This is a genomic window from uncultured Tenacibaculum sp. (assembly GCF_947495995.1).
In the GTDB taxonomy this organism is placed as follows: Bacteria; Bacteroidota; Bacteroidia; order Flavobacteriales; family Flavobacteriaceae; genus Polaribacter.
Window position 1 is genome coordinate 177602 of sequence record NZ_CANMAX010000004.1, and the last position, 24134, is coordinate 201735.

At 31.0% G+C, this 24134-nt stretch carries 20 protein-coding genes; 12 read left to right on the forward strand and 8 right to left on the reverse strand.

The features are described 5' to 3' along the window. Positions 1-66 precede the first annotated feature (66 nt). From Q1A15_RS13135 to Q1A15_RS13145, 3 genes are read right to left on the reverse strand one after another with little or no spacing between them, the layout of a single operon-like run. Entirely contained in the window at positions 67-867 is an 801-nt protein-coding gene (locus tag Q1A15_RS13135) for a M15 family metallopeptidase (protein ID WP_299624588.1), read from the reverse strand. Further along, positions 843-1166 carry a hypothetical protein gene (locus tag Q1A15_RS13140; protein WP_299624591.1) on the reverse strand — a complete coding sequence of 108 codons (324 nt, stop codon included), beginning with the start codon at positions 1164-1166 and terminating at the stop codon, positions 843-845. The genes Q1A15_RS13135 and Q1A15_RS13140 overlap by 25 nt, the downstream gene beginning before the upstream one ends. Beyond that, positions 1163-2062 carry a LysR family transcriptional regulator gene (locus tag Q1A15_RS13145; protein WP_299624594.1) on the reverse strand — a complete coding sequence of 300 codons (900 nt, stop codon included), beginning with the start codon at positions 2060-2062 and terminating at the stop codon, positions 1163-1165. The genes Q1A15_RS13140 and Q1A15_RS13145 overlap by 4 nt, the downstream gene beginning before the upstream one ends. Before the next feature lie 77 nt (positions 2063-2139). On the opposite strand from Q1A15_RS13145, the gene hutH reads away from it, so the two are divergent. The 3 genes from hutH to Q1A15_RS13160 are packed head-to-tail and all read left to right on the forward strand — an operon-like array spanning position 2140 to position 6194. Continuing rightward, complete coding sequence (gene hutH, locus Q1A15_RS13150) at positions 2140-3630, forward strand: histidine ammonia-lyase (RefSeq protein WP_299624598.1); 1491 nt, start codon at positions 2140-2142, stop codon at positions 3628-3630. A 10-nt stretch (positions 3631-3640) separates the two neighbouring features. Further along, positions 3641-5635, forward strand: coding sequence for a urocanate hydratase (locus Q1A15_RS13155; protein WP_299624601.1), 1995 nt, complete (start codon positions 3641-3643; stop codon positions 5633-5635). A 13-nt stretch (positions 5636-5648) separates the two neighbouring features. Continuing rightward, positions 5649-6194 (forward strand): DUF4136 domain-containing protein, encoded by a 546-nt coding sequence (locus tag Q1A15_RS13160; RefSeq protein WP_299624606.1) that lies wholly within the window; start codon positions 5649-5651, stop codon positions 6192-6194. 52 nt (positions 6195-6246) lie between these two features. Here the strand turns inward: Q1A15_RS13160 and Q1A15_RS13165 are convergent, their stop codons facing one another. Next, the gene (locus tag Q1A15_RS13165; RefSeq protein WP_299624609.1) at positions 6247-7374 is read right to left on the reverse strand and encodes a hypothetical protein; all 1128 of its coding nucleotides are present in this window, start codon (positions 7372-7374) and stop codon (positions 6247-6249) included. A gap of 257 nt (positions 7375-7631) precedes the next feature. Here Q1A15_RS13165 and Q1A15_RS13170 point away from each other — a divergent pair, with 257 nt between their 5' ends. Then, positions 7632-8525 (forward strand): ABC transporter ATP-binding protein, encoded by an 894-nt coding sequence (locus Q1A15_RS13170; protein ID WP_299624612.1) that lies wholly within the window; start codon positions 7632-7634, stop codon positions 8523-8525. Positions 8526-8541: 16 nt separating this feature from the next. Beyond that, positions 8542-12195 carry a M1 family aminopeptidase gene (locus tag Q1A15_RS13175; RefSeq protein WP_299624615.1) on the forward strand — a complete coding sequence of 1218 codons (3654 nt, stop codon included), beginning with the start codon at positions 8542-8544 and terminating at the stop codon, positions 12193-12195. Between the two features lie 79 nt (positions 12196-12274). On the opposite strand, the gene Q1A15_RS13180 is transcribed toward Q1A15_RS13175, so the two are convergent. After that, positions 12275-13741 carry a hypothetical protein gene (locus Q1A15_RS13180; protein WP_299624618.1) on the reverse strand — a complete coding sequence of 489 codons (1467 nt, stop codon included), beginning with the start codon at positions 13739-13741 and terminating at the stop codon, positions 12275-12277. Positions 13742-13917: 176 nt separating this feature from the next. Here Q1A15_RS13180 and Q1A15_RS13185 point away from each other — a divergent pair, with 176 nt between their 5' ends. The 3 genes from Q1A15_RS13185 to Q1A15_RS13195 are packed head-to-tail and all read left to right on the forward strand — an operon-like array spanning position 13918 to position 15092. Further along, a complete protein-coding gene (locus Q1A15_RS13185) occupies positions 13918-14079 on the forward strand; it encodes a DUF5522 domain-containing protein (protein WP_299624621.1) in 162 nt (53 codons plus the stop codon). Positions 14080-14136: 57 nt separating this feature from the next. After that, on the forward strand, positions 14137-14847 hold the full coding sequence (locus Q1A15_RS13190) for a DUF4197 domain-containing protein (protein WP_299624624.1): 711 nt from the start codon (positions 14137-14139) through the stop codon (positions 14845-14847). 59 nt (positions 14848-14906) lie between these two features. Next, complete coding sequence (locus tag Q1A15_RS13195) at positions 14907-15092, forward strand: Lacal_2735 family protein (protein WP_299624627.1); 186 nt, start codon at positions 14907-14909, stop codon at positions 15090-15092. Here the strand turns inward: Q1A15_RS13195 and Q1A15_RS13200 are convergent. Both Q1A15_RS13200 and Q1A15_RS13205 read right to left on the reverse strand, forming a co-directional pair. Beyond that, positions 15072-15872, reverse strand: a complete 801-nt coding sequence (locus tag Q1A15_RS13200; protein WP_299624630.1) for a helical backbone metal receptor — start codon at positions 15870-15872, stop codon at positions 15072-15074. The two genes, Q1A15_RS13195 and Q1A15_RS13200, sit on opposite strands and share 21 nt — an antisense overlap. 27 nt (positions 15873-15899) lie before the next feature. After that, positions 15900-16673 (reverse strand): LytTR family DNA-binding domain-containing protein, encoded by a 774-nt coding sequence (locus tag Q1A15_RS13205; protein ID WP_299624633.1) that lies wholly within the window; start codon positions 16671-16673, stop codon positions 15900-15902. A 234-nt stretch (positions 16674-16907) separates the two neighbouring features. Between Q1A15_RS13205 and Q1A15_RS13210 the strand changes: the two genes are divergently transcribed. Further along, positions 16908-19904 carry a SusC/RagA family TonB-linked outer membrane protein gene (locus Q1A15_RS13210; RefSeq protein ID WP_299624637.1) on the forward strand — a complete coding sequence of 999 codons (2997 nt, stop codon included), beginning with the start codon at positions 16908-16910 and terminating at the stop codon, positions 19902-19904. 10 nt (positions 19905-19914) lie between these two features. Further along, positions 19915-21408, forward strand: a complete 1494-nt coding sequence (locus tag Q1A15_RS13215) for a RagB/SusD family nutrient uptake outer membrane protein (protein ID WP_299624640.1) — start codon at positions 19915-19917, stop codon at positions 21406-21408. Positions 21409-21717: 309 nt separating this feature from the next. Here Q1A15_RS13215 and pyrF read toward each other — a convergent pair whose 3' ends face one another. Beyond that, positions 21718-22530: an orotidine-5'-phosphate decarboxylase gene (gene pyrF, locus Q1A15_RS13220; RefSeq protein ID WP_299624643.1), complete on the reverse strand. Its 813-nt coding sequence runs from the start codon at positions 22528-22530 to the stop codon at positions 21718-21720. 64 nt (positions 22531-22594) lie between these two features. On the opposite strand from pyrF, the gene Q1A15_RS13225 reads away from it, so the two are divergent. After that, entirely contained in the window at positions 22595-23671 is a 1077-nt protein-coding gene (locus tag Q1A15_RS13225; protein ID WP_299624646.1) for an ABC transporter permease, read from the forward strand. Further along, positions 23672-24133, forward strand: a complete 462-nt coding sequence (locus tag Q1A15_RS13230; protein WP_299624649.1) for a TlpA family protein disulfide reductase — start codon at positions 23672-23674, stop codon at positions 24131-24133. The last annotated feature ends 1 nt before the right edge of the window (position 24134 follow it).

Sequence of the window (24134 nt, forward strand, 5' to 3'; positions counted from 1 at the left end):
TTAGTTGTTATTTTGAGTTGCAATTTACGAAAATCTCAAAAAAATTAAGCAATGTTTAAGAAAAGCTTAGGGCTTAAAAGTCAATATTTTTGGGTTTATTCCATTTACATAATTGGTAATCATGTCAATGTCTTTTGCGAACTGTGAACCTTGAAACCCTGTAATGTCTTGATGTGTAATGTTTTGATTGTAGAATTCTAAGTAAATTGAAGATAATGGAGCATAGGACCAGTGCCATTTTTCTTCGTTATATCCAGTTCTTCCGTTATCTTTTGACGTATACACTAAATAGAAACCAAAACTGTTTGCGTGTTTCATTAACCATTCGTATTCTTTTTTACCTTTTCCTTGTAAAAAATATTCATCCTCTAAATCATTAATATCAACATCAGTTCCCCAGTGATGTCTTGAAGTTCCTGGCATAGAACTGTATTCTAAAATTTTTAAAGCGCGTTTGTTTTCAGGATATTTTTTGTATTTGTCAGTCCATTTATAATCCCAAATTCTTTTTTGGTGTGGAAAATTTCGAGTTGCAGAAACAGCTTTTAATTTAATTCCTTCTTTTTCTGCAGCATTTACCATATTAAGAAATTGTTCTAATACTTCTTTTCGTAAATACATTTCGCTAGAAGACAAATTCTTCGGAATTTTACCAAAGTCAGGATGTGTTTTATAATCAAATTTCCCTAAGACGTATTCTTTTGTTAAATACTTTGGGTATTTAGGTGTAGTATCTTTTTTAACAATAGCTACTTCAGCTATTTCGATAACTTCCTCTTTTTTTATTTTCTTTTCAGTTTTGCAGTTAAAGAAAATGCTTAAAAATAGTATTGATGAAAATTTTATAGATGTTTTATAAATGCCCAAAACTTCCTGTTTTTTAAATAATTGATGTCTGTTTCAAATGAGTAAGCTTCTCGCTCAAAGCTTAAATTTCGATAAGCAATATAACTATTTTTATATTTTAAAAATTTAAAAAACCATTCAATTCCATAGAAAATATAAAAAGGAATAATAAGCATTTCTATTTGTTGTCGCAGATGAATTTTCTCATGATTAATCGTGATTTTATCATTTTTAATTGAAGAGTTTTTAAGAAAAATAAACGGATATAAAGTAATACCAGTGAAACCTTTAGGGACGAGATGTTTTGAGATTATAATCATAATTTAGGAGGAAATTTCTTGATTTCTAACAATAAGGATTGAAGTATCGGATTTCTGTTTTTTTTATTCCAAACAATCGATAACGTAGTTCGTTGTGATATCTCTGTTAATTCAATAAATTTCACATTAGAGTCGTAGCCATGCTGTAGCGATTTTGGAACTATAGATAAACCAAATCCGTTTTCAACTAATTTATAGATGGAAGCTGCATGAATTGTATTGTGCGATACGATGGGAGCAAAACCACTTTCGTCAAATATTTGTAAAACTTTTTCGTAATAAGAAGGACTGTAAGATGGATCAAATAAAATAAAAGATTCATCTTTTAGTTGTGATAAATTTTTATAATTCGATTCATTTATAGCATGTTCTTTTGGTAAAACTAAACAGAAGGGTTCTTTTAAAATTGGTGTAATTGCAATATCTCTAGGAACACGATCTAATCGCACAAAACCAATGTCTATTTCTTGAGAAAGCAAATGTTCAATTTGCTTTTGATTATCCATTTCTTTAAAACCAAATTTCACATCAGAAAGTATTTCTTTAAATCGAACTAAAATATCAGGAATAATGCGTTGCATAGCAGAACCTACATAACCAAATCTCAGTTCTCCTAATTTACCATCTTGTAAGAGTTTTGCATATTTTAAACTATTATCGATGTTTGTTAAGTGTTGCGTAAATTCTCGTTGTAAATAACTCCCCGCTGAAGTTAGGGCAACTTTTCTATTATTACGAACAAACAATTGAATTCCTAAATCATCTTCCATTTGCTTGATTTGTCTACTTAACCCAGGTTGAGAAATAAACAAGCGTTCAGCAGCTTTTCTAAAGTGAAGATCTTCAGCAACTGCCAAAAAATATTTGATATGTCTAAACTCTAATTGATAACTCATGGTTATTAATTGTTGATTTAAATGATGTTGTTGGTTATCAAAAGTAAAAATAACTTTGTAAATAGAAAACGATTAGGATGTTTAAATACGGTATAGATAATTTAACAGTAGATACAGTAATTTCAATAGCAAAGGGCGAATTGAAAGCTGTAATTAATGATGAAGCTAAAGCTAAAGTACAGTCTTGTAGAGCTAAGGTAGAAAAAATGGCAAATTCTGATGTAGCTGTTTATGGAATAAATACAGGATTCGGACCTTTATGTGATGTGCAAATCACACCTGAGGAAACAAGTAAGCTTCAAGAGAATTTATTAATAACTCATGCAGTTGGAGTAGGAGAGCCAATAGATGGATTCTTATCTAAAATAATGATGATTTGTAAAGTTCATGCTTTATGTCAAGGTTTTTCGGGTGTTCGACTTGAATTGATTGAAAGAATTCTTTATTTTATAGAGAACGATTTATTACCTGTAGTTCCAAAACAAGGTTCTGTAGGTGCTTCTGGAGATTTAGCACCACTTTCTCATTTGTTTTTACCTTTATTGGGTGAAGGAGAATTTTGGATTAATACTAAAATTAAATCTTCAAAAGAAGTTTTAAAAGCGCATAATTTAAGTCCGCTACAGTTACAGGCTAAAGAAGGTTTAGGATTAATAAACGGAACACAATTTATTTTAGCACATGCCATTTTAGGTTTAAAGAAAATGGAATATGTGTTAGATCTAGCTGATTTAGCTGGAGCAATGAGTTTAGAAGGTTTTCAAGGAAGCGCTTCGCCATTTAAAGAAGAGTTGCATAAAATTAGACCTTTTAAAGGAAATTTGAAAGTTGCAGAACGTATGCGAATGTTTTTAAAAGATTCGCAAAATGTAGAGAATCATTTCGAGTGTGAACGTGTTCAAGATCCGTATTCGATTCGTTGTATTCCTCAAGTACATGGAGCTTCTAGAAATGCATATCAGCATTTAAAAGAATTGGCAGGAATAGAAATGAATTCAGTAACAGATAATCCTATAGTTTTAAGTGAAACTGAAGCAATTTCTGGTGGGAATTTTCACGGACAACCATTAGCTATGGCTTTAGATTATGCTTCAATTGCAGCTTCGGAGTTAGGAAATATATCAGATCGTCGTAGTTATTTATTGTTAGAAGGAAAGTATGGATTACCAAGATTATTAACTGAAGCAGGAGGTTTAAATTCTGGATTTATGATTCCACAATATACAACAGCTGCTTTAGTAACCGAAAATAAATCATTGTGTTTTCCTCCATCAGCAGATAGTGTTCCAACCTCTTTAGGGCAAGAAGATCATGTATCTATGGGAAGTATTTCAGGAAGAAAATTCAATCAAATTTTAGGAAATATAGATAAAATTTTAGCTATCGAATTAATGTATGCGGCACAAGCAATGGAGTTTAGAAGACCGAATACATTTTCAAAAATAGTTGAAGAAAACTTTAAGCTAATTAGAGAGAAAGTTGCTAAATTAGAAGAAGATCGTGTATTAAAAGATGATATTAATGCATTGGTAAATATGGTGAAAGCACAACATTTTATAGTGAATTAAAAATAGGAAGATGACATTTAAAGAGCAAATAAAACAAGGTATTCCTTCAGTTTTACCTTCAAAAAAAGAATACGATTTAACTATAAATCATGCACCAAAACGTAAAGAAATTTTATCTGAAGAAGAGCAAAAATTAGCTTTACAAAATGCGTTACGTTATTTTAAAAAAGAATATCATGCAGAATTACTTCCTGAATTTAAGGAAGAATTAGAAAAATATGGTCGAATATATATGTATCGTTTACGTCCAGATTATAAGATGTATGCTCGTCCAATTGAAGAATATCCAGGAGAATCTACTCAAGCGAAATCAATTATGTTGATGATTCAAAATAATTTAGATTATGCTGTAGCACAACACCCTCATGAATTAATTACTTATGGTGGAAATGGAGGGGTTTTTCAAAACTGGGCGCAGTATTTGTTAACGATGCAGTATTTATCTGAAATGAATGATGAGCAGACATTAGTAATGTATTCTGGTCATCCTATGGGATTATTTCCATCGAATAAAAACGCACCGAGAGTTGTGGTTACTAATGGAATGATGATACCGAATTATTCCAAACCAGATGATTGGGAAAAGTTTAATGCTTTAGGAGTTACGCAATACGGACAAATGACTGCTGGAAGTTACATGTATATTGGTCCGCAAGGTATAGTTCACGGAACTACGATTACGGTTTTAAACGGATTTAGAAAATTAGGAAAATCACCAAAAGGAAATTTATTTGTTACTGCTGGTTTAGGAGGAATGAGTGGAGCACAACCTAAAGCTGGTAACATTGCAGGTTGTATTACAGTTTGTGCAGAAGTGAATGAAAAAGCCGTTCATACGCGTCATTCTCAAGGTTGGGTTGATGAAGTTTTTTCTGACTTAGATGAACTTGTAGAAAGAGTTCAAAAAGCAAAAGAAAACAAAGAAGTAGTTTCTATTGCCTATTTAGGAAATGTTGTTGAGGTTTGGGAAAAATTTGATGAAGCAAATATTCATGTAGATTTAGGTTCAGATCAAACATCGTTGCATAATCCTTGGGCTGGAGGATATTATCCAACTGGATTATCTTTTGAAGAAGCAAACCAAATGATGGCGAATCAGCCTGAAGAATTCAAAGAGAAAGTACAAGAATCTTTAAGAAGACACGCAGCAGCCGTAAATAAACATACAGCTAAAGGAACTTATTTCTTTGATTACGGAAATGCATTCCTATTAGAATCGAGCAGAGCAGGAGCAGATGTAATGAACCCTAATCCAAGTATTGGAAGAGAATTTAAATATCCGAGTTATGTACAAGATATTATGGGACCAATGTGTTTTGATTACGGATTTGGACCTTTCCGTTGGGTGTGTACTTCAGGAAAACCAGAAGATTTAAAGAAAACAGATGAAATCGCTTGTAAAGTCTTACAAGAAATTATGGAATATTCTCCTGTTGAAATCCAACAACAAATGGCAGATAATATCCAATGGATTAAAGGAGCACAAGAAAATAAATTAGTCGTAGGTTCTCAAGCAAGAATTCTATATGCAGATGCTGAAGGAAGAATCAAAATAGCTAAAGCTTTCAATAAAGCCATTAAAAAAGGAAAAATTGGTCCAGTTGTTTTAGGAAGAGATCATCATGATGTATCTGGAACAGATTCTCCGTATAGAGAAACTTCTAATATTTACGACGGATCAAGATTCACAGCAGATATGGCGATTCATAATGTAATTGGAGATAGTTTTAGAGGTGCAACTTGGGTGTCAATTCACAACGGTGGAGGAGTCGGCTGGGGTGAAGTAATTAATGGCGGATTTGGCATGCTTCTTGATGGTACTAAGGAAGCATCGAAACGTTTAAAGTCCATGCTTTTCTGGGATGTAAATAACGGAATAGCAAGGCGTAGTTGGGCAAGAAATGAAGAAGCGATATTTGCGATCGAACGAGCTATGAAAACTGAGAAAAACTTGAAAGTTACATTGCCTAATATAGTTGACGATGCGTTATTAGATAATATTTAAACGTTTTATAATTATGAAGTTAACTAAACTCTTTTTGCCGCTACTATTTTTAATTTTTACTTCATGCAATTCTATACGGGTTGTATCTGATTATGACACAAAAGCAAATTTTGAAAACAAAAAAACATTTGCTTTTTATAAACCTGGAATTGATAAAGCTGAGGTTTCAGATTTAGATAAAAAAAGGATAATGCGTGCTATCGAAGCAGAATTAACTGCTAGAGGTATGCAAAAATCATCGAATCCAGATGTATTGATCAGTTTATTTACAAAATCTCGTGAACGTGTTAATATTAACGATAATCTTAACTACGGATTTGGATACGGCTGGGGTTGGAATCCATGGATGTGGGGCGGAGCTGGTCGATTAAATGTAAATCAGTATACTGAAGGAACTTTATTTATCGATGTAATAGACGCAAAAGAGAAAGAGTTAATTTGGCAAGGAATTGGTTCGGGAGCATTGTCTTTAAGAAATGCTGAAAAACGGGAAGAACGAATCAACAAATTTGTAAAAGAAATTTTAGCTAAATATCCTCCGGGAAGCGAAAAAAAATAACAAGAAAAGGATGTCTAAACAGACATCCTTTTTTTATGTTGATCTCTTAAGTTTAGTTTGCTAATGCATACGAAGTAAGCACATCTAAATAATCCATTGCTATTGCACATTTTTTTGGAGATGGTGTAAACTGAAACATGTAGTAACCAATAGTTCCGCTATAAGGTTCACAAAGTGGTAAACAAGCTCCATAAGTTTCACAATCTCTATCCGCTCTTGCTTGTTGTTCAGCTAAATAATTTTGTAAAGCTGCACTACCTAATTCAAAAACATAAAAACCGTTACATGGTTCAGGAGCATAGATGTCGATTATTGTTTGATGAATCATTTTTCCTTGAGCAACAGTATAACTTTCTTCTTTGTTATATACAGTTATATAGTTTTTTAAATCATCTTCCTTTATGCTAAAAGAGATAGTATTTGCATTGTTTTTAGTATCTAATTCTAAAAGTGTGCCTGATTTTTCTTCAGTATTGTTTTTTGAAGCGATTACTTGAATTTTTTCTTCAGTTTCTAAAATAGAATATAACTCGTTTTCTTGTCCGTTTTTTTCGATAAGTGTTTGATAGTTTTCTTCTCCAACTTTACGAATAACATCTTCCTTAGAAATTTTTGTAATCTCATTGTTAGTATTATCATAAGCTTGTAGAAAAGTAGGGAAGTTTTGATTTTCCCATTCTTCATAATTATCTAAAGCAGTTTTAGGAAAACCAATATGAAACTTAACTAATGTTTTTTCGATTTTATCTGAAGAAATCTCATCTTCAGGATACAATTTTCTGTACTGTTCAATTAAAAGATTTTCTACAGTAGTTTCAGTTTTTAAGATATCATCTTTTATGGTAACATCTAATAAATTATAGGCATTCGTTAAGAAAATGTCGTCTCTAATAGTTAAAAAAGGTAATACAACATCTTTAATCGTTAAGTCTGATTTTAATAATAAATCTTCGTGAGTAATAATGTATTTTACATTATCCCAAACTTTAGGTAATTGAACCGTTTTATTAAAGGCTTTACCTACTTTAGTAATAAAAGTTTCATTTACATTGTTTTTAGAAAGTAATTCTTGTTGAGTGTTAACTTGTGTTTCCGACTCAATGATCTCAGTATTCTCTTCTGAGTTACAGCTTGCAAAAATTGCAGCGAAGGCAATTGTGATTGATAAAATTTTTCTCATCTGTTTTATTTTAATTTTACGAGTTCAAAACTACACGAAGAGTTGCTGCTGAGTTAAAGGAAATAGGATATGTTCGCTAAAGGGATTTTCCTAATTTATGTATAGGTGTATTACAGTAAGAAGATTATGATTAAAAGTTGAGTGAAAAATTTATTTCATTTTATAGTTTTTTTTGATAATTATATTATGATTTAACATTTTTTGTAACAAAATCAATTCTCAATCTACTAACTATAAAATCTATTACACTTATCATAATGAAACTAACCATTAAAAATTTAACTAAAACGTATAAAAATGGTGTAAAAGCCATTGATAATTTAAACTTAGAAATCGGGAAAGGAATGTTTGGTTTATTAGGGCCAAACGGAGCAGGAAAGTCTTCTTTAATGCGAACAATAGCAACATTGCAAAGTCCTGATGGCGGTTCAATTACTTTTGATGGAATCAATATTTTAGAAGATAAAATAGCACTTCGAAAAGTATTAGGATATTTACCACAATCGTTTGGCGTATATCCTAAAATGTCTGCAGAAGAATTATTAGATTACTTTGCAACACTTAAAGGAGTAGCTTCTAAATCTGATCGCGAAAAGTTAGTAAGAGAAGTTTTAGAGATTACAAATTTATATGAGGTTAGAAAGAAATATGTAGCAGGTTATTCTGGAGGAATGAAACAACGTTTCGGAATCGCTCAATTACTATTAAATAACCCCAAATTAATTATTGTAGATGAGCCAACTGCAGGTTTAGATCCTGCTGAAAGACGTCGTTTTTTAAATGTACTTAGAGAAGTAGGAACCAACAGTACAGTTATTTTCTCAACACACATTGTAGAAGATGTAAAAGAGTTATGTAACGAAATGGCAATTTTAAATGGGGGAAAAATTTTAAAACATTCTACTCCTGAGAAAGCGACGAGTGAAATTGAAGGTTTAATTTGGACAAAGAAAGTAGATCGAGATGATTTAGAGCAACATGAGAAAGATTATAATGTGTTATCATCAAACTTCAATCAAGATAATACATTGAATATTCGTGTTTATGCAGAAGAAAAACCATCGGAAGAATTTGAAGCAGCTAAAGCACAGTTAGACGATGTATATTTTATCGCTTTAAAATCAGACGAACCTAAAGTTACTTTAGCTTAATCAATACTTTATAACTATGTTTTCAACAATATTTAAACACGAGGTAAGGTATTGGTTTAAGAAACCAGCCTTTTATATATATTTAGTCATACTGTTCTTTGTTTCTATCTTTTTTGCTGCAGCTACTGCTGGTATTTTTGATAGTATCACAGTTAGTACAGGAGGTCATAAAATTGTAAATTCTCCTAAAGGAGTTAATGACTTATTTAATGGGATGAGTCAGCTGATTTACTTTTTATTACCATCAATAATAGGGGTAACTATTTTTAGAGATTATAAGAGTGAAATGCACTCTATTTTATATTCATATCCATTCACAAAAACCAATTATTTATTTGCTAAGTTTTTAAGTGGGTTAACTATAGTAACGCTCATTGTTTTTGCTATAGGTTTAGGATTAATTTTAGGTTTTAGATTACCAGGAACTAATCCAGAAATTGTAGGAGCTTTTAGTTTTGGATCATATGTGCATTCTTATTTTATTTATGTAATTCCGAATCTAATATTATTTGGAGCTATTGTTTTTGCTGTAGTTACTTTCAGTAGAAATATTGCAGCAGGTTTTATTAGCGTTTTAGCTGTTATGTTGATTCAAGGGTTATTAGTGTCTATGGTTGCAGAACAAGACAATAGATTATTAACAGGGTTGTTAGACCCTTATGGTTTTGGAGCAATGGATTACTATACTCGTTATTGGACGATCGCTGAGCAAAATGAATCACCATTACCAATTGGTAGTGTGATTATATACAATAGATTAATCTGGTTAGGTGTATCTGCGTTAGTATTCGGATTTGTATTTAAAAAATTCTCTTTCTCTCAAGGAGCTTTTACATTCAATTGGTTTAAGAAAGAAAAAGAAATACGAGCAATTAAGAAAAACTTTGGAGGAATCACTAGAATTAGCTTACCAAAGGTAACATACACACATTCACTTTCACATCATTTAAAAAGTGTTTGGAAACTTTCTAAAATAGATTTCAAATATGTAGTAAAATCTTTGCCTTTTATTTCGATTGCTTTAGTTGGATTAATTATATCTGTAATAGGATTATCACAAACCGGATTAGTATTTGGAGCTGAAACTTTACCAGTAACATGGAAAATGTTACAAATTAGTATGAACGGTTTCAATATCTCAATGATTATCATCACATTTTTATATGCTGGATTATTAGTTCACAGAGGAAGAATGGTTAATGCGAATCATTTGGTTGATGTAACTCCAACACCAAATTGGGTATTATGGTTATCTAAATTTACAGCATTATTAAAAGTTCAGTTGATTATTTTATCACTAGTAATGCTTTCAGGAGTTATTTATCAAACATATAAAGGATATTATAACTACGAATTTGGTCATTATTTTTATGAATTATTCGTTTTAAAATTTTGGCATTTTGCAATTTGGGCAGTATTAGCATTATTTGTACAAACCTTATTACGTAATCCGTATGTTGGATTGGTAGTTTTATTAGTCTTAAGTATCGGAATTCCGTTGTTAGGAAATATTGGAATAGAACAATCAATATTTAAATTTAATCAAGGAGCCGGATTTAATTATTCTGATATGAATGGTTACGGATCTTCATTAAAAGGATATTTTATTTATAAAACTTACTGGGGACTGTTTTGTTTAGTATTATTAATCTTAACCGGATTATTTTGGGTACGTGGTCTTCCACATTCATTTAAAGAGCGTTTATCAATTCTTAAACAAAGATTCAATCTTAAAAGCGGAGCAGCTCTAGCAGTGATTTTAGTAGTCTTTTTAGGTTTAGGAGGAAGAATCTATTATGAAAATAATATTAAAAACGAACGTACTTCTAGTAAGGAAAGAGAAGAGCTTCGAGTAAAATGGGAAAAAGATTATAAAAAGTATGAAGGAAAAGCACAGCCTAGAATTGTAGCGGTGAATGTAAATATGGATATTTTCCCTAATTCATATGATTTTAAATCTGCTGGAACCTATAAAATGATTAATAAAACAAATGAAGTAATAGATAGTTTGTTTTTAAATCATAATAATTATCCAAGTACTTTTAAGTTTAATAAAGCTACAGATTTAGTTCATGAAGATACAATTCAGAACTTCGATATTTATAAACTGAAAACACCATTACAGCCAGGAGATAGTTTAGAATTAGCTTTTACTGTGAAGAATAAACCAAATACATTTTGGAGAAAGAATTCACCTGTACGAGAGAATGGAACATTTATGAATAGTAGTATTTTTCCTTCTTTTGGATATTCAGATGATGGTGAGTTAAGAGATGATAGTACTCGTAAAAAGTACGGTTTAGGAAAGAATGATTTAAAGCCTCATCCTTCAGATAGTACGGCTTTAGGTGATACTTATATTTCAAAAGATAGCGATTGGATTGATTTTGAAGCAACAGTATCTACAAGTGAAGATCAAATAGCAATTGCTCCAGGATATTTACAAAAAGAGTGGAAGAAAGATGGACGTCGATATTTCCATTATAAAATGGATAGTAAAATTTTAAATTTCTATGCTTTCAATTCTGCTCGTTATGAAATTAAAAAAGACAAATGGAAAGATGTAAATCTTGAAATTTATTATCATAAAGGTCATGAGTTCAATTTAGATCGAATGATGGAAGGAATTAAAGCGTCATTAGAATATAATTCAAAAAGCTTTAGTCCGTATCAACATAAACAAGTACGCATTATTGAGTTTCCTAAAACTGGAGGAAGTTTTGCACAATCTTTTCCAAATACAATTCCATATTCAGAATCTATAGGATTTATTGCAGATGTAAATAAAGAAGACGAAGGTGTAGATTATCCTTTCTCTGTAACAGTACACGAGTTGGCGCATCAATGGTGGGCACATCAAGTTATTGGAGCAGATGTGTTAGGTGCAACGATGCTTTCAGAAAGTTTATCAGAGTATGTTTCTTTAAAAGTTCTAGAACATAAAGCAGGAAAAACAGAAATGCGTAAATTTTTAAAGAAAGCTTTAGATGGTTATTTAACTCAGAGAACTTTTGAGAGAAAACGAGAAAAACCATTAATGTATAACGACGGACAAGGTTATATTCATTACCAAAAAGGATCATTAATTTTTTATGCTTTGAGTGATTATATTGGTGAAGAAAACTTAAATAATGCTTTAAAATCGTATGTAGAAAAAGTGAAGTTTCAAGTTCCTCCTTATACAACTTCAATTGAAATGGTAGATTACATTCGTGAGAAAACTCCAGATAGTTTACAGTATGTAATTAAAGACATGTTTGAAACTATTACATTATACAGGAATAAGATTGTAAAAGCATCTACAAAAGAGCTTGAAAATGGTAAATATCAAGTTGATATAGAATTTAATGTAAGTAAGTATAGAAACGATGATAAAGGAAAACGTTACTTTGGAGAAAAATCTGGAGATACAATTTCTTATAAAACTGAAAAAATGAAAAAGCCAATTCTTTCTGTGCCATTAGCAGATTATATTGATATTGGAATTTTCGGTGAAGAAGAAGTTGACGGAAAGGTAAAAGAAACGGAGTTATATCTTAAGAAGCATAAGATAACTGCGATAAACAATACTATTTCAATTATTGTTGATAAAAAGCCAATTGAAGTAGGAGTTGATCCTTATAATAAACTGATTGATACACAATCAGGTGATAATCGAAGGAAATTATAAATAATGAAACGTAAAAAGACTGTTGTAAACAACAGTCTTTTTTATTTTAATAATATTTAATTGATAATGAATTCCTTGTTTAAGGGTGTAATCTCGCTCTTGAGTCTATGTAAAATGTTATTGTTTTGCTTATCGAATTATTATTACAATCAGTAGCGTTCATTGTTAGTCGATACTCATTTTTTATATATTGAAGCGATAAACTAGTTCCTATATACATATTAAAACGGTTTCTAAGATCTACAACAAAATCATCTCCGCTTAAATTTAATCCTGTTAAAGTTTCTGTTATTCCTGTATTAACTTCTGTAAGTGTTAAACTATAATTAGAAACTCCTTTTGATAACCACGGATTAAAAGTAACAGGTTCATTATTTCCATGAAAAACAGTTGTTACACGATGTGGATTACTATTAGGTGGGTGTAAATATTGTTGAGCTCTGTTAACACTATAATCTAAATTCTCTTTAGTTTCATAATGCATGAAAAGTTCTAAATACGGAGAGTTAATCGTGGAAATACTAAAATATCCACCAAGATTTGTAGTACCATTACTATAAAAAATCTGTAAGAAATAACTACCTGGAGTAATAGGAGTATTTTCAGTGTAGACGAAAAATTTATTAGTAGGATCTATGGTCAAGCTTCCAGTTCCACCAGAACCATTGTATACCGCTTTCGTTACTCCACCTGATGTTTTTAATACAACTGAATTGATATTATTTCTATAGTAGTAATTACCTAAAACGCTTTCTCCATCTTTAATAAGTGTTAAATTAACACTAGTAGCATTACTTCCAGTACAGATTTCAGTGCTTTGTGTAGAAAGGTTTGAAAGAGGGAAAGTAGAATTGTTATTACTACTATAGAAATAAGATTGATTAGTACTTAAAAATAAGTTAGGATAGATGTCTAAAATATAATCTAATCCGAATTTATCTTCTGGATATAAACTTTCATAAATTGAATTAAAAATATTCTTGAAAGTTTTTTCTCCTTTTAAAATATCATCTCTAATTCCAATAGCAGCAGAAGGAAGAACATCATCTTTAATTGTTTTTACCCTAAGCATTACATGATCTTCAGTAACAAAATCTTCTACTAACATTGCAATATTATCTTCAAAAATATTAGGAGAAACATTTAAAATAAGATGATCTTCAAAAACTTGATGAGCAGGAACTTCAAAACGCTTTTCTTCAAAAGAATTGTTCGTTAACATTATAATATCATCTTCAAAAACAAAATCTGTTCTCATCATTACATGATCTTCAAATACATATCCTTGAAATTGCGTATTACTGTGTTTAACAGCATTTTTTTCAACAGTTAAAGATAAATCTTTACTTACTCCATCTAAAGCGAGTATTTTGTTGAATACAGTAGCAGCTTTTTGATGTAAAGTAATTTCGCGATTGTTTTTAGTTTTTTCTTTTAAGACTAAAGCATCTTTTTCAATCTCTGTTGAAGTTTCGATTAATTCTTTTTCTGAACATCCAATTGCCAGAAAAAGACTTGCCATACCAATGGCTAGTAATTTTTTCATAATTTTAGATTTAATAGGTTTATAATTACTTCAAAACTAGTTTCAATGGATGGTTTAAAAGTGCTAAAGTTTCCGAATCAAGCAAAAAAGCTTTTGAAAGGTTTTATTTGTTTTGTAAGTGAAAAGTATGTTCTGAAAAGAGGAAGGTAAATTGATAATAATTTATCTTTGTTGATATGAAAAAAATATTGAAGGCTGAACCTCATGAGTATTATACGAATGAACAGGGATATAGAGTTTTTAAAGAAGAATATCATTTAAGAAGAGGTTATTGTTGTAAAAGTGGATGTAAACATTGTCCGTATGGATATGATAAGAATACAGATAGCTTTAAATAATTGTGACCTTATTAGATAAAATGTATCCTAAATAATTAGTAAATAAATTTAAAACACATGATTAAAAGAATTTTAATAGTTTGTATCGCATTACAATTTGTTGGTTGCGACGAATTACAAAAAATAGCAAGTCAGTTACCTAAAACAGGAGCTTTAACCCAAGCACAAATAGGAGCAGGATTACGACAAGCTTTAGATAACGGAATTCAACATCAAGTAAAGAAACTTACAGCGAAAGATGGTTTTTATAGAAATGAGCTAGTAAAAATTGTTCTTCCTAAAGAATTGAAAGCTGTAGATAGCGGATTAAGAAAAATAGGATTAAGTAAATTAGCCGATGAAGGAATAAAGGCTTTGAATAGAGCTGCTGAAGATGCAGTAAAAACTGCGACACCAATTTTTGTAACTGCGGTTAAAGACATTACGTTTAATGATGCTAAAAAGATATTATTAGGAAGTGATAGAGCGGCGACTAGTTATTTAGAAGGAAAAACTAAAAGCCCGTTATATTCAAAGTTTAATCCAGTTATTAAAAAATCTTTTGGTAGAGTAGGAGCAGATCAAATTTGGGCTAATTTAATTACTAAATACAACGGAATTCCTTTCGTAAAAAAGGTAAATCCAGATTTAACAGATTATGTAACTACTGAAGCTTTAAAAGGAGTTTTTACAATGATCGCTGTTGAAGAAAAAGGAATTAGAAATAAGGTAGGATTACGTAATACAGATTTACTTAGAAGAGTCTTTGCTTTACAAGACAAGAGGTAGGTTAAGTCTTTGTTTTTCAGATTTTTATTTCTATATTTATAGAAATAATCGCTTAAACTATGTCACGCTTAACTCAACTTCATCGCTATAGAGAACATTTAGAAGAACGCTATTCAAAATTAATAGAACGGTCTAATGATTATAGGTATGAAGATGAAGCTAAGAGTGACATAGCTTTTTATAAAGCTCTAAAGATTTTAGAAAAAATCAATAGAGTTAGGTATTTAGATAATTCGTTGGTGTAATTTTTTGAAATAATCAAAAGATTTTAAAAGTCTACTTCCATACCACGAAAAAAGCTCTCCGTCTACAAATACAGTTTTGGCATGGTGTGTACATCTTCCAATTTCGAAAGCATGTTCTTCTTTAAAAGGATAAGGTTCGGAAGATAAAAAAACTAAATCAGGATCACCTTCAAGACGTATTTTTTTTAGTTCTATTTCAGGATACCTTTCTTTATTCTTATAAATGTTTTCAAACTTATTCAATTCTAGAATATGATTGATAAAAGTATTATTCGCAGCAGTCATCCAAGGATTTCTCCAGATAAAATAAGCTACTTTCTTAGAGGGTATATCTTTAATGAATTCTTTAAAGTCAGTAATCTTAAATTGTAGTTTTTGAATTATTTTCTGCGATTCTGTTCTACAAGAAAATAACTTACCATATTGTTCTATAAGTTCAATAGCGTCATCAAGTGTAAAAATATCAGAAACATGAACAGTAGTAATTCCTTCACAAGCCTCAACAATTTCTTTGGTATTTTCTTCTTTATTACATAAGATGATATCAGGATTTAATGCCTTTATTTTTTCAATCTTTATGTTTTTTGTTCCTCCAACAATAGTTTTGGTTTGTTTTAAATGGTATGGGTGTACACAGAATTTAGTTAGGCCAACAATACTGTCTTCTAAACCTAAATCGTATAAAAGTTCAGTCTGACTTGGAACTAGTGAGATAATTCGTTTTGGAGTTTTATCTAAAGAGATTAATCTATTAAGCTGATCTTTAATTTCAATATTCATCGCATCGAAATTAATAAAATAATCGGATTATTTGATTCCCATTAACTCTTGAAATTCTTTCTTGTAACCTTTACTAACTCTAAATGTAGTTTTTACGTCAGCAATTTTCACGTCAGTTTCACCATAATTAGAAACGATTATTTCTTCGATAAATTCAGAGTTGATTATTGTAGATCTATGAATTCTCATAAACTTAGGAGAATTAAGTCTACGTATTAAACTCGATAGCGATTCACGAAGTAAATGCATTCTATTGTCAGTAGTAAATATTTCAACATAATAACCCGAAGCAGAAATGTGTTTAATTGTATCTGTTTCTATAAAAAGAATTTTATTTCCAGTTTTAACGCTAATCTTTTTTTGCTCTGTAGCTTCTTTTTGCTGAATTATATTAAGTATGTCTGCTATACTTGTTTGAATGTTCAGTAAGTCGTCTTTTTTCTTATGAGCAATAATATTGTTAATACATTGATAAAACCTATTATCGCTAAATGGTTTTAACAAGTAATCAAAAGCAAGGTAATCGAAAGCTTTATGGGCAAAATCATTACGTTCAGTAATAAAAACAAATAGAGGTTTACTATCTTTTGAGACTCCATCTATAATATCAAATCCTGTAATGTCTTCTAATTCAATGTCTAAAAAAACCACGTCAGGTTTTAAAAAGTTTATATGATCTATAGCTTCTGTACCATTAGATAAACTACCAACATTTTGAAAAGAATTAAAATTGTTTAGTAATTTTTCTATTCTAGTTCTAGCAACTTTTTGATTATCAACTATAATGTATTTCAAATTCATAATGTCTTTATAATTATTGAGTTGATCGGGCGACGAAAGTATAAAAGTAAATGCTTTTTTTAGTAAAATATTATGTTCTTTAACATGGTTATAACTAGAATTTAACATTTGAGTTTTTTATCACTTAAAAACGACTACTTACATCAAAAAAAGGGCGCTTTACTTCAAAAGGATTTTAACAAAGATAGATTGGGAATAAATTTAGCCCCCTAATCAATTAAATTAAATAATTTTATGAAATTTCGTTTTAAAAATGCAATGTACTTGCTATTGTTTTTGAGCGTTATCTTTAAAGTAAACGCACAAGACAAAACAGTAAGTGGTGTTGTATCAGATGATGTTGGCCCACTACCAGGTGTTAACGTAATTATTAAAAACACTTCTCGTGGTACTGAAACAGACGGAGATGGAAGATATTCAATCAAAACTAAGCCAGGTGAGGTTCTAGTGTTTAGTTTCGTTGGAATGCAAACTGAAGAAAGAAAAGTTGGTGTTTCAAATAAAATTGATGTTACTTTAAAGAGTGACCAAATTTTAGAAGAGATTGTAGTTATCGGATATGGTTCTGCTAAAAAAGTAGGTTCTGTAGTTGGTGCGATATCAAGTGTTTCTAGCGAAGTTATTCAAGATAAGCCATCTGCAAACGTAATGGATGGATTACAAGGTAGAGTACCAGGTTTACAAGTTTTAACTTCTTCTGGTGAGCCTTCTGCTACTCCTACATTCAGACTTCACGGTACTGGATCTTTAAGTGGAGGTTCTACTCCTTTAGTAGTATTAGACGGAGTTCCTGTTAATTCATCTACATTAACGTCTTTAAACTCAAATGATTTTGAAAGTGTTACTGTATTAAAAGATGCATCTGCTACTTCTATCTACGGATCGAGAGCTGCAAACGGTGTAATCTACATTACTTCTAAGAAAGGTAGAATTAACACTGATCCTAAAGTAACTATCAGAACTCAGTATAGTATTTCTAACTTAGCGAATACAGATTTCTTCGAAAATGTATTAAACAGTAGACAATTAGCAGATTTCCAAGTTGAAACTGGTTTCAGAACTAGAGCTAATGCTGATCAATTATTATTAGATAATCCTAATGATACAAAATGGTATCAAGTATACTATAAAGAAAATGTTGGTTTAACTCAGAACGATATCTCTATTTCTGGAGGTGGTGAGAAAACTACATACTATATTTCTGCAAGTCAGACTAATCAAGAAGGTATTGCTTACCAATCAGATTTCGAAAGATATACTTTCAGAACTAACTTAGACTCTAAAGTTAAAGATTGGTTACGTGTTGGTGTAAATTTATCTTTAGGATATGACGAAAGAGAGTTAAATCCTTCAGGATCTAACAGTACAAACAGAGGTTTAGCTTGGTTAGCACAACCTTGGTTCTCACCAGTTGATGAGAATGGAGTACGTTTCGATAGAATTCCAGGATGGGGTAGATTTCACCCAGCATATAGAGAAGAAAAATTCCAAAATGATGCTGAAAGAATTCAGTTAAACCCATCTGGTTATGTACAGGTTGAGCCATTCAAAAACTTAAAGATTAAAACTCAAGCAGGTTTAGACTTCTTCGATTTTACTCAAAATAATGTAAGACTTCCTTCTTTCATTGGAAGTTTAGGAAATGGATCAATTTCAAGACGTACTGATAGATCTACAACATTAACAGTTACGAATACTGCAGAATACAAATTTAAAATCAACGATTCTAACAGCTTCACAGCTTTAGTTGGTCACGAGATTTTAGATAACAACTTTAGATCTTTTGGAGCTAGCTCTAATGGATTAACTGATGATCGTTTAATAGAGTTAGACTTAGGTCCAGATAACAGAGATGTATTTGAAGATAACTCTAGTTTTGTATTTGAATCTTACTTTGGTAGATTAGAATATGATTATAACAATAAGTATTTCTTCGATTTTTCTGTAAGACAAGATGGATCTTCTAGATTTGGAGCAAACAACAGAAGTGCAACATTCTGGTCTGTTGGAGGTTTATGGAAAATCAAAAAAGAAAACTTCTTAGATAATGTTAATTGGTTAAACGATTTATCTTTAAGAGGTAGTTACGGTACAAGTGGTAACGCTGGTAACACAGATGTTGATTTAGCTAACATCGGTCAGTCTATCGCTATCAACTTCCAGTCTATTGCAACTGCAGGAGCAAATCAATATAATGGAGGTACAGGTTTCCAAATTGGAAATCCAGGTAACCCTAACTTAACTTGGGAAGAGCAATCAAAATTATCTGTTGGTTTTTCTGCTGAATTATTTAATAGAGTTCGTTTAGGAGTAGATTACTATAACAGAAAGACTAGCGCGATGTTATTAGATGTGCCAATCGGATTAACTACTGGTGTTGAAGATATCAGAAGTAACGTTGGTGAATTAACTAACCAAGGTGTTGATGTTAACTTAAGTTTTGATTTACTTTCTGGAGAAGATTTCTACTTCAGTCCTTACATCAACATTAACTACAACCAAGAAAGAGTAACTGAATTATTCGACGGTAACGATTTCTGGATTATTCCAAATACAGGAGTTGCTTGGGCTGTTGGTCAACCTGTAACATATTTCTATCCAATCCATGCTGGAGTTAACCCACAAACTGGTTTATCTGAATGGTATTTACCAAATGCAGATCCAAGTCAAGTTGTTAACCCTAACACAGATAGAAACAATGTAACTTCTAATTTTAATACAGCTGCTTTACAACAAAGTACTGGTATTAAGAGAAATGCACCAATCAATGGAGGTTTCGGATTCTCTTCTGCATACAAAGGATTCTCTTTACAAGCTGATTTCGCTTTTTCTAGTGGAAAATACTTAATCAACAACGATAGATTCTTCTCAGAAAATCCAAATGTATTCGCTGGATTTAACCAATCTACAAGAGTATTAGATTACTGGAAACAACCAGGAGATGTAACTACTTTCCCAAGATTTGATGGACCTAACTTTACACAATTTGATTCTACTTTAATTGAAGATGCATCTTTCATCAGATTAAAGAACATCATTTTAGCTTATAACGTACCAAGTGATATCGTTAAGCGTGTTGGATTAGAGAATGTAAGATTATTTACAGTAGGAAGAAATTTATTAACATTTACAGACTATTTAGGTGTTGATCCAGAAGTGGATTCTAACATTGCATTAGGTTCTAACCCTAATACTAAGCAAGTATCTTTTGGTCTAGAAGTTAAATTTTAATTAGAAAACAATGAAATTCAATAAAATCATAATAAACTCTTTAATAGTTTTAGGTCTAGGATTATCATCTTGTGATGATTTAGAAAGATTTCCTACAGACGAAATTTCTATTGATGATAGTTTTGAATCAATTAACGATGCGCGTGCCTGGAATAATGGTATGTATGCGAACTTAAGAGCTAACGTATATGGTAACAGAATGTTCACTCAAGATGTTCAAGCTGACCAAGTAAATGCTTCTTTAACATACGGAAATAGAAATGGAGCACCTCATAGATGGTTACCATTTTTAGCTGATGCAGGAATAATCGAAGATTATTGGTTTGGTGCTTACCAAGGAATTGCTGATATTAACTTAGCAATCGAAAATTTTGATAACATAGAAACTGCTGACGCTACTGAAGCAGGTGAGTTAAATGCATTCAAAGGAGAAGCACATTTAGCAAGAGCATATTACTACCATAGATTAGTTGTACGTTATGCTAAAATGTATGATCCAGCTTCTGCTGCTACTGATTTAGGTGTGCCTTTAGTACTTCAATTTGATTTAACTGAAAAGCCATCAAGAAATACAGTTGAAGAAGTATACACTCAAATTTTAAATGATATTGCTGAGGCTAAAACTTTATTAGCAGGTGTTAATGGAGCTTCAGGAGCAATCAAATTTAATATTGATGTAGCAAAAGCTTTAGAAGCAAGAGTTTTATTTTACAAGCAAGATTATGCTAACGCAAAAACTGTTGCAGAAGAATTAATTAATAGTGGAAACTATCCTTTAATTACTACTGAAGCACAATTAAGAAACATGTGGACAAATGACTTCCACCAAGAAGTAATTTCTAGTCTTTTTGTTTCTGCTCCAAATGAATTAGGTAGAGCAAATAACATCTACTTAGGGTTAATCGCAGCTACAGGTAACTATGCACCAGATTTTATTCCATCTCAATGGGTTGTTGATGCATACGAAGATGCAGATTTCAGAAAAAACATTTATTTTGAGCAAAAAGATGTTGAGCAAGAAAATATTGTATACCCAGATATCTGGTTAGTAAACAAGTATCCAGGAAACCCAGCTTTATTTACAGGGGCAAATTCAAACTTCCAACATGCACCAATCTTATTCAGAATTGCTGAAATGTATTTAATTTCTGCTGAATCTGATTTAAATGGAGGTTTAGGAGATCCTTTAGTAAGATTAAATCAATTAAGACAAGCTCGTAATGCTTCTATGTTAACTGGTTTATCAGGTACAGGTTTACAGGATGCTGTAAGAATGGAAAGATTTAGAGAGTTAGCTTTCGAAGGATTCAGATTAGATGACTTAAGAAGATGGAATTTAGGAATCACAAGAAGAGATCCTCAAAATACTACGTTGTTACAAACAGGTACTCAGTTTGATCAATTAACTCAACCAGCAGGAGCTGATAAATTCACTTGGGGAATTCCTACAAGAGATTTAACAGTTAATCCTAACTTAAGAGATCAACAAAATCCAGGTTGGTAATCCCAATCTTTTAATAATCCCCAAAAAGAACCCAATCGGGATACTAATGTGAAGTTAAATTTGTTTAATAAATTTTAGTATTAGTTAGTAAAAAGGCTGTCAATTTTTGACAGCCTTTTTTATGTGTTTAAATCAGTTTAATTCAAAGTTGACACGTTTAATTCAAAATTCAAGCAGCTTACATCAAAGTTACTTTAGGGTGCTTGAAAACGCAGTATTTTTGAGTAAGCAACTATAAATCATTGTATAGTTGTTTGAATTAATCAATCAAATAAGTCAAGGAGTTGTTAACCTTGACTTTTTTTATTTTTAGTTGAGTATAGTACTCATTTGTTCTTGTAATTCTTTTGCTTTTTCCGCCGCAGCTTTAGCAAAGTTTTCGTCATTTCCAGCGTAGATAATTCCTCTAGAAGAATTTATTAATAAGCCAACAGAAGAATTCATTCCGTATTTACAAACATCTTGTAAATTACCTCCCTGAGCTCCTACACCTGGAACTAATAAAAAACTATCAGGAATAATTTGACGAATATCTTTTAAATATTCTGCTTTAGTAGCACCAACTACATACATCAGATTCTGAGAGTTTTTCCATGTTTTAGATGTTTCTAAGACATGTTTATAGACTTCTTTATGGTCTATTTTCTGTGTTTGAAAATCAAAAGCACCAGTATTTGAAGTTAATGCTAACACAATAGTATGCTTGTCTTCAAAAGCTAAAAATGGTTCAACAGAATCTTTTCCCATATATGGAGCTACAGTTACAGAGTCAAAAGATAAATCTTCGAAAAAAGCTTTAGCGTACATTGTAGAAGTATTTCCAATATCTCCTCTTTTAGCATCAGCAATTGTAAAAATATTAGGATGATTCTCGTTAATATAATTGATAGTTTTTTCAAGAGATTTCCATCCTTTTATACCATAAGCTTCATAAAAAGCTGTATTTGGTTTATATGCGACACAAAGATGATGAGTTGCGTCTATAATAGCTTTGTTAAATTCAAAAATAGGATCTTCTAATTCTAATAAATGTTTAGGGATTTTATTTAAATCTACATCTAATCCAATGCATAGAAACGATTTTTTTTGTTGAATTTCAGCGACTAGTTGTTCAGTTGTCATTTTTTGTTCTTAAAAAGTTAAGCAAAAGTAACTATTTTAAAGTTTCTGTTATCTTTGTTTCAGTATGTTTCAATATATATCAACCAAAATTTTTCAAGGCTTTTTTACACTTTTTGGTGTAGTAACTGTTGTTTTTTTTCTATTCAATGTTTTACCAGGTGATCCTGCTAGAATGTTAATGGGACAAAGAGAAGATAGTGAGCAGCTAGAAGTGATTAGAAAGAAATACGGATTTAATGAATCTGTAACTACTCAGTATTTATACTATTTAAACGATTTGTCTCCGATATCATTTCACAGTAAAAATCAAGAAAATTATACAAGTTTATCTTCAGGGAAATACAAATCACAAACCTTGTTTTCAGTATTTAATAGCGATGTGGTTTTAAAATATCCATATTTACGAGAATCATTTCAGAAAAATGGAAAAGCTGTCACAAGTGTCATTTCAGAAACATTGCCTAATACATTTGTGTTAGCCATAGTTGCAATAACAATTGCACTTATTTTAGGAATCATTCTCGGAGTTTTTTCAGCAGTTACGGTGAATAGTTTTTTCGATAAACTCATTGCAGTCATTAGTACTTTGGGAATGAGTTTACCTTCATTTTTTTCGGCTATACTATTTGCCTGGTTTTTTGGTTTTGTATTACATAAATATACTGGTTTAGAAATGACAGGAAGTTTGTATCGAGTCGATGATTTTGGTGAAGGAATTTACATTCAATGGAAAAATTTAATTCTACCAGCAGTAGTTTTAGGTATCCGTCCTTTAGCAGTTGTAATTCAACTTACTAGGAATTCATTATTAGAAATACTAAGTCAAGATTATATTAGAACAGCAAGAGCGAAAGGTTTAACGAGTGTTCAAGTGATAAAAAATCATGCATTAAAAAATGCATTAAATCCAGTTGTAACTGCGATTTCTGGTTGGTTTGCGTCAATGCTAGCAGGAGCAGTTTTTATAGAGTATATTTTTAACTGGAATGGTTTAGGAAAAGAAATAGTTAACGCTCTAGACACTTTAGATTTACCAATTATAATGGGAAGTGTTTTAGTAATTTCTAGCTTATTTATTATAATAAATATATTGGTTGATATCGTTTATGTTTGGTTAGATCCGAGAGTTAAATTGAATTAAATGAAATACGTATATATAGTTTTAGTTGGGATACTAGCAAGTTGTGCTTCTCCGAAACAATTTACAAATGAAGCATTGAAAGAAAACTTATTGACTTTAGACAGAAAGCCGATTACGTTTCAAGAGGTGTTAGAAAAAAATAAAGGGAAGAAAATTTTCGCACAAATTTTTGCTAGTTATTGTCCGGTAAGTCAAGATAGTTTCGATGATGTGTTGAAATTTCAAAAGGAAAATCCAGATCATACTTTTATCTTTCTATCTGTCGATCATTCATATTATGATTGGAAGCGTGGTTTAGAATATGTGAAACCTAAAGGTCAGTTTTATTATATAGAAGAAAAAGGAGATGGAGCTTTAGGAAAGTTTTTAAAACTTAAGAGTATTCCTCGTTTTCTTAAAATAGATGAACAAGGTAATATCGTAGTATACAAAACATCAAAAGTTTCTGATAAACTTAAATAAG